General features: G+C 53.0%; 7 protein-coding genes. All 7 read left to right on the plus strand.

What is annotated here, in order from left to right; translation table 11 throughout:
* The first annotated feature begins 33 nt into the window (after positions 1–33).
* The 7 genes from purF to hisP all read left to right on the plus strand — a co-directional run bounded on the left by purF (position 34) and on the right by hisP (position 6,589).
* Positions 34–1,551: an amidophosphoribosyltransferase gene (purF, locus tag ACSZPU_RS07585; RefSeq protein WP_498997143.1), complete on the plus strand. Its 1,518-nt coding sequence runs from the start codon at positions 34–36 to the stop codon at positions 1,549–1,551.
* 101 nt (positions 1,552–1,652) lie between these two features.
* Entirely contained in the window at positions 1,653–2,234 is a 582-nt protein-coding gene (locus ACSZPU_RS07590) for a UbiX family flavin prenyltransferase (protein ID WP_498997144.1), read from the plus strand.
* Between the two features lie 273 nt (positions 2,235–2,507).
* A complete protein-coding gene (argT, locus tag ACSZPU_RS07595) occupies positions 2,508–3,290 on the plus strand; it encodes a lysine/arginine/ornithine ABC transporter substrate-binding protein ArgT (RefSeq protein WP_498997146.1) in 783 nt (260 codons plus the stop codon).
* Between the two features lie 253 nt (positions 3,291–3,543).
* Complete coding sequence (hisJ, locus tag ACSZPU_RS07600) at positions 3,544–4,326, plus strand: histidine ABC transporter substrate-binding protein HisJ (protein ID WP_498997148.1); 783 nt, start codon at positions 3,544–3,546, stop codon at positions 4,324–4,326.
* An 82-nt stretch (positions 4,327–4,408) separates the two neighbouring features.
* Entirely contained in the window at positions 4,409–5,095 is a 687-nt protein-coding gene (locus ACSZPU_RS07605) for a histidine ABC transporter permease HisQ (protein ID WP_498997151.1), read from the plus strand.
* Positions 5,092–5,808 carry an ABC transporter permease gene (locus ACSZPU_RS07610; protein ID WP_498997153.1) on the plus strand — a complete coding sequence of 239 codons (717 nt, stop codon included), beginning with the start codon at positions 5,092–5,094 and terminating at the stop codon, positions 5,806–5,808. The genes ACSZPU_RS07605 and ACSZPU_RS07610 overlap by 4 nt, the downstream gene beginning before the upstream one ends.
* Before the next feature lie 7 nt (positions 5,809–5,815).
* Positions 5,816–6,589 (plus strand): histidine ABC transporter ATP-binding protein HisP, encoded by a 774-nt coding sequence (gene hisP, locus ACSZPU_RS07615; protein ID WP_498997155.1) that lies wholly within the window; start codon positions 5,816–5,818, stop codon positions 6,587–6,589.
* Positions 6,590–6,698 lie beyond the last annotated feature (109 nt).

Genomic DNA, 6,698 nt, shown 5'->3' on the forward strand with positions numbered 1-6,698 from the left:
ACTCTGAGATGTGGCTTAACGAGGAAAAGACGTATGTGCGGTATTGTCGGTATCGCCGGTTTTATGCCGGTCAACCAGTCGATTTATGACGCGTTATCGGTGCTTCAGCACCGTGGTCAGGATGCCGCTGGCATCATCACGATCGATGCAAATAATTGTTTCCGTCTGCGTAAAGCAAATGGCCTGGTCAACGATGTTTTCGAAGCTCGCCATATGCAGCGTCTTCAGGGCAACATGGGTATCGGCCATGTGCGTTATCCAACCGCTGGCAGCTCCAGCGCCTCCGAGGCCCAGCCTTTTTACGTTAACTCTCCTTACGGCATCACGCTTGCCCACAACGGCAACCTGACCAATGCCCATGAGCTGCGCAGAAAGCTGTTTGAAGAAAAACGCCGCCACATCAACACTACCTCTGATTCAGAAATTCTGCTGAACGTTTTCGCCAGCGAGCTGGATAACTTCCGCCACTATCCGCTGGAAGCAGACAATATTTTCGCCGCTGTCGCCGCGACCAACCGCCAGATCCGTGGCGCGTATGCGTGTGTTGCGATGATCATCGGCCACGGCATGGTCGCTTTCCGCGATCCGAACGGTATTCGTCCTCTGGTACTGGGCAAACGCGATCTTGGCGATGGCCGCACCGAGTACATGGTGGCGTCTGAAAGCGTGGCACTGGATACGCTGGGCTTTGAATTCCTGCGTGACATCGCGCCGGGCGAAGCTGTGTACATCACCGAAAAAGGCCAGCTGTTTACCCGCCAGTGTGCTGATAACCCGGTCAGCAACCCGTGCCTGTTCGAATACGTTTACTTTGCGCGTCCGGACTCCTTCATCGACAAAATTTCCGTCTACAGCGCGCGTGTCAACATGGGTACCAAGCTTGGCGAGAAGATTGCCCGTGAATGGGAAGATCTGGATATTGACGTGGTTATCCCGATTCCGGAAACTTCCTGCGATATCGCACTGGAGATGGCGCGGATCCTCGGTAAACCTTACCGTCAGGGCTTTGTGAAAAACCGCTACGTTGGCCGTACCTTTATCATGCCGGGTCAGCAGCTGCGCCGTAAATCCGTTCGCCGTAAGCTGAACGCCAACCGCGCTGAGTTCCGTGATAAGAACGTCCTGCTGGTGGATGACTCCATCGTACGTGGTACCACCTCTGAGCAGATTATCGAGATGGCCCGTGAAGCCGGTGCGAAGAAAGTGTACCTGGCCTCTGCGGCACCGGAAATTCGTTTCCCGAACGTCTACGGTATCGACATGCCGACCGCCAACGAGCTGATCGCCCACGGTCGTGAAGTGGATGAGATTCGCCAGATCATCGGCGCGGATGGCCTGATTTTCCAGGATCTGAACGATCTGATCGACGCCGTGCGCGCGGAAAACCCGGATATCCAGCAGTTCGAATGCTCGGTCTTCAACGGCATCTACGTCACCAAAGACGTGGATCAGGGGTATCTCGACTACCTCGACTCGCTGCGAAACGACGATGCGAAAGCCGTACAGATGCAGAACGATCTCGAAAGCTTAGAAATGCACAACGAAGGGTAATCGACCCGCTTTCGCCCTCTCCGTCCGGAGAGGGCGCTCATCAGTTGCAACTCCCGAAAAAATCCTGCACAGTCAGCCCAGTTACAGTAAGGGCGATAATCATGAAACGATTGATAGTAGGGATCTCAGGTGCCAGCGGCGCGATTTATGGGGTGCGCTTGTTACAGGTATTACGCGACGTGGCGGATATTGAAACCCACCTGGTGATGAGCCCGGCCGCGCGTCAGACCCTCTCTCTCGAAACCGATTTTTCCCTGCGTGACGTTCAGGCCATGGCGGATGTGGTGCATGATGCCCGCGATATTGCTGCCAGCATCTCTTCCGGCTCATTTAAGACCGCAGGCATGGTTGTATTGCCTTGCTCGATAAAAACGCTCTCCGGCATTGTGAACAGCTATACCGACGGCCTGCTGACGCGTGCGGCGGACGTGGTGTTAAAAGAACGTCGCCCGTTGGTGCTGTGCGTGCGTGAAACGCCGCTGCATTTAGGCCACTTGCGTTTAATGACCCAGGCCGCAGAACTGGGGGCCGTTATCATGCCGCCGGTACCCGCGTTTTATCATGCGCCGAAGAGCCTGGATGACATCATTAACCAGACCGTGAATCGCGTGCTGGATCAGTTTGATATCACTTTGCCGGAGGATTTATTCACCCGCTGGCAGGGTGGAGATGCGTCCAAATAGTGCAGCTTATCTACCAATGCCCTTTTTCGGGGCATTTTTTCAATCGCGATCATATCCTCAACATTTAATTCCTTTTTTCCTCTGTTAACACTCCGGTTCGTTCGGCGGACCTGCTATCTTTCACCATTAAGGGTAAATTGCAACGTTTCATTAACAAATTTAACGCTGTTGTTTTTCTGCGCTAAAAATCTGGCATAAGACGTGCAAGTAAACTCGTAGCAACACACAACACAACGCAGCACAAAATAAAATCAGAACACTTGAGGGTAATGTATGAAGAAGACGGTTATTGCTCTGTCTTTACTGCTGGGCCTGTCCGCGGCATCCAGCGTTTACGCAGCGCTTCCCCAGACTGTGCGCATCGGTACTGATGCGACATACGCACCTTTCTCCTCCAAAGATGCGAAAGGGGATTTTGTCGGTTTTGATATCGATCTCGGTAATGAGATGTGTGCCCGCATTAAGGTCAAATGCACCTGGGTTGGCAGCGATTTTGACGCGCTGATCCCGTCCCTGAAAGCGAAGAAAATTGACGCGATTATCTCTTCACTGTCTATTACTGAAAAACGTCAGCAGGAAATTGCCTTCTCCGACAAACTCTATGCCGCTGATTCCCGTCTGATTGCCAAAAAAGGCTCGCCGATCGTGCCAACGCTCGACTCCCTGAAAGGCAAACACGTGGGTGTTCTACAGGGGTCTACGCAGGAAGGTTATGCGAACGACAACTGGCGCACCAAAGGTATCGACGTGGTGGCTTACCAGAACCAGGATCTGATCTACTCTGACCTCGCGGCAGGCCGTCTGGACGCAGCATTCCAGGACGAAGTGGCAGCCAGTGAAGGCTTCCTGAAACAACCTGCCGGTAAAGACTTTGCTTTCGCAGGCCCGTCCGTTAAAGACAAAAAATACTTTGGCGACGGTACTGGTATCGGTCTGCGTAAAGACGACACCGAGCTGAAAGCGGCGTTTGACAAAGCATTTGCAGAACTGCGTAAAGACGGCACGTACGACAAACTCGCCAAGAAATATTTCGACTTCAACGTCTACGGCGAGTAAAGCAGCCTGTTTTTTGGGATAAACGATGCGCCATTTTGGTTTTCCAGGGTGGTGCATAAATACGCGTGATGTTTCAAATTGGTGCGCACGATGCACCGAAATGGCGCAATGCTGCATAGTTAAGCAAAAACCATGCAAAAAAAGCCGCCTGGCGGGCAGAATGCTTTGCCTTGCCGTGCCATATGATGGCACGATAGCGACACCGTATTCTTCTAATAAATCCCTTAGGAAAGACAGTCTGTTGAGGATAATTATGAAAAAATTGGTGTTATCACTTTCTCTGGTGCTCGCTATCTCCAGCGTTTCAGGCGCATTCGCAGCAATCCCGCAAAAACTCCGTATCGGTACTGACCCAACTTATGCTCCTTTCGAATCTAAAAATTCGCAGGGTGAATTGGTTGGTTTTGACATCGATCTGGCGAAAGAGCTGTGCAAGCGCATCAAAACCCAGTGTGTGTTTATTGAAAACCCGCTGGACGCGCTGATTCCTTCGCTTAAAGCGAAAAAAATCGACGCCATCATGTCATCTCTCTCAATTACTGAAAAACGCCAACAGGAAATTTCGTTCACCGACAAGCTGTACGCGGCGGATTCTCGTCTGGTTGTGGCGAAAGACTCCGACGTCGTTCCGGATCTTGCGAAGCTGAAAGGCAAACGCATTGGCGTATTGCAGGGCACAACGCAGGAAACCTACGGCAACGTTCACTGGGCACCGCAGGGTATTGAAATCGTCTCCTACCAGGGACAGGACAATATCTACTCCGACCTGACTGCAGGCCGTATTGATGCTGCGTTCCAGGACGAAGTGGCCGCCAGCGAAGGCTTCCTGAAAACGGCAGCGGGTAAAGACTACAAATTTGGCGGTCCGTCTATTAAGGACGAGAAGCTGTTTGGCGTCGGTACCGGCATGGGGATTCGTAAAGACGATAACGAACTGCGTGAAGCGCTGAACAAAGCGTTCGCGGAAATGCGTGCAGACGGTACTTACGAAAAACTGGCGAAAAAGTATTTTGATTTTGATGTTTATGGTGGTTAATTCCACGCGTGTTTAACGTGCGACCCCTCCCGCCCGGGAGGGGAAGAGACGCGGCAGACACGAATACGACAGGACAGGCTGCATGCTGTACGGTTTTTCTCAAGTTATCTTTCATGGCGCCCTCGTCACGCTCGAACTGGCTATCAGTTCGGTGGTGCTGGCGGTGCTGATTGGCCTGGCCGGGGCGGGGTCGAAGCTCTCCAAAAATCGCCCACTGGCGCTGGTATTTGAAGGCTACACCACCCTGATTCGCGGCGTACCCGATCTGGTGCTGATGCTGCTGATTTTTTACGGATTGCAGATAGCGCTCAACACGCTGACCGATGCGATGGGCGTAGATCAGATCGATATTGATCCGATGGTGGCAGGTATCATCACCCTCGGGTTTATTTACGGGGCCTACTTTACCGAAACCTTCCGCGGCGCCTTTATGGCGGTGCCGAAAGGACATATCGAAGCGGCCACCGCATTTGGCTTTACCAACTCACAGACCTTCCGCCGTATTTTATTTCCGGCCATGATGCGTTATGCATTACCGGGGATCGGCAACAACTGGCAGGTCATCCTCAAGGCGACGGCGCTGGTGTCATTACTGGGGCTGGAAGATGTGGTGAAAGCCACGCAGCTCGCAGGGAAAAGTACCTGGGAGCCGTTCTACTTCGCGATTGTCTGCGGCCTGATTTATCTGGTATTTACCACTGTTTCCAATGGCGTACTGCTTCTTCTCGAACGTCGCTACTCCGTAGGTGTGAAGAGGGCTGACCTGTGATCGAGATTATTCAGGAGTACTGGAAATCGTTGTTGTGGACCGATGGTTACCGCTTCACCGGGGTGGCTATTACCCTGTGGCTGCTGATTTCGTCAGTGCTGATGGGCGGGATAATGGCGGTGTTTCTGGCCATTGGTCGCGTCTCCAGCAACAAATACATTCAATTTCCTATCTGGCTGTTCACCTACATTTTTCGCGGTACACCGCTGTATGTGCAACTGTTGGTGTTCTACTCAGGCATGTATACGCTGGAAATCGTGAAGGGCACCGAGCTGCTGAACGCATTTTTCCGTAGCGGCCTGAACTGTACGGTGCTGGCCTTAACGCTTAACACCTGTGCTTACACCACGGAGATTTTCGCCGGGGCGATCCGTTCGGTACCGGCCGGGGAAATTGAAGCTGCCCGCGCATATGGTTTCTCGTCGGTGAAAATGTATCGCAGCATTATTCTGCCGTCGGCGCTGCGCATTGCGCTGCCCGCCTACAGCAACGAAGTGATTTTGATGCTCCACTCTACCGCGCTGGCGTTCACCGCGACGGTGCCGGATCTGCTCAAAATTGCCCGCGATATTAACTCCGCGACCTATCAGCCGTTTACCGCGTTTGGCATTGCGGCGGTGCTGTATTTGATTATCTCTTATGTGCTGATTAGCTTGTTCCGCAAGGCGGAAAAGCGCTGGTTGCAGCATATCAAACCTTCTTCGACGCACTGAGAACATCATGGCTGACAATAAATTAAACGTTATCGATTTGCATAAACGCTACGGCGAACATGAAGTGCTGAAAGGGGTGTCGCTGCAGGCCAATGCAGGGGATGTGATCAGCATTATCGGCTCGTCGGGTTCCGGTAAATCCACCTTCCTGCGCTGCATTAACTTCCTTGAGAAGCCCAGCGAAGGCTCTCTTGTCGTCAGCGGCGAGACAATCAACCTGGTGCGCGATAAAGACGGCCAGCTTAAGGTGGCGGATAAGCAACAGCTGCGTTCGCTGCGTACCCGTCTGACGATGGTGTTCCAGCATTTCAACCTGTGGAGCCACATGACGGTGCTGGAAAACGTCATGGAAGCGCCGATTCAGGTGCTGGGCTTAAGCAAACACGAAGCCCGCGAGCGTGCGGTGAAATACCTGGCGAAAGTGGGTATCGACGAAATGCAGCAGGCGAAATACCCGGTGCATCTCTCCGGCGGCCAGCAGCAGCGTGTTTCTATTGCCCGTGCGCTGGCCATGGAGCCAGAAGTGTTGCTTTTCGACGAACCGACCTCTGCGCTGGACCCGGAGCTGGTGGGCGAAGTGCTGCGCATCATGCAACAGCTAGCGGAAGAGGGGAAAACCATGGTGGTGGTGACGCACGAAATGGGCTTTGCCCGCCATGTGTCCACCCACGTGATTTTCCTGCATCAGGGCAAAATTGAAGAAGAGGGTGCGCCGGACGTGCTGTTCGGCAACCCGAAAAGCCAGCGTCTGCAGCAGTTCCTCAAAGGTTCACTGAAGTAATCCTCGGGCTACCGGCACTCGCCGGTAGCCACTTATTGTGCACAGAAAACCCCCAGCTAGGCTGGGGGTTCCGGAAAGCTTTCAGCTTTAAGCCAGTTATCAAAACCCC

Source organism: Phytobacter sp. V69 (genome assembly GCF_965644215.1).
In the GTDB taxonomy this organism is placed as follows: domain Bacteria; phylum Pseudomonadota; class Gammaproteobacteria; order Enterobacterales; family Enterobacteriaceae; genus Phytobacter.